The sequence below is a fragment of the Brevundimonas denitrificans genome, assembly GCF_030160755.1.
Taxonomy (GTDB): domain Bacteria; phylum Pseudomonadota; class Alphaproteobacteria; order Caulobacterales; family Caulobacteraceae; genus Brevundimonas; species Brevundimonas denitrificans.
This window is the reverse complement of sequence record NZ_BSOY01000228.1, coordinates 1-563: the sequence shown is the minus strand read 5'-3', so window position 1 is coordinate 563 and position 563 is coordinate 1. Positions and strand designations below refer to the sequence as shown.

Annotated in this window: 1 pseudogene; it reads left to right on the top strand. The window is 73.7% G+C overall.

Annotated elements, in window-relative coordinates:
- Window positions 1-262: 262 nt before the first annotated feature.
- Window positions 263-563, top strand: a pseudogene (locus QQJ79_RS15910) (hypothetical protein); the annotation flags it as partial.

Genomic DNA, 563 nt, shown 5'->3' with positions numbered 1-563 from the left:
GCGGGGCAGGCCCAGGCTCAGCCGCGCGAGACCGGCTCCGACGGGGACGCCCGGGGCAGGCCCAGGCTCAGCCGCGCGAGACCGGCTCCGACGGGGACGCCCGCGCCGCCCAACAGGATTGCGAGGATCGCTGGCGTCACGGTCCGGCCTCTCGAGGAAGGCGTCGCGCCCCTGCGGCCCTTCGTCCGCGCCCGTGTAGCCCGGACCGGGCGATTGGGCTACGACTGTGAGGGGGCCTCGGGGCCGGCTTGGGGAAGCCACAGTGATCGGCGCAGTGCGCAGTTTCAGCACACAGGTCCGGGGGGCCCTGTCGGCCCGGCCGGACCGTGTCCGCCGGGGTGTCGAGGTCGCGCTGGCCTTGGTGCTGGTGGTTCAGCTGGGTCGGCTGGCGTGGATTGTGGCCGAGCCGCGGGATGCGCCGGCTGCGACGGCGGGGATTTCGGCGCCGGCGAGGCCGGCGGACTTTGCGATTTTCCAGCGTTTTGACGCCTTTTTCCGCACGGGCGGGGTGAGCAGTCTGGCGGAGGCGAGTGCGGCGGGGAGCGGGCAGATGCGGTTGTACG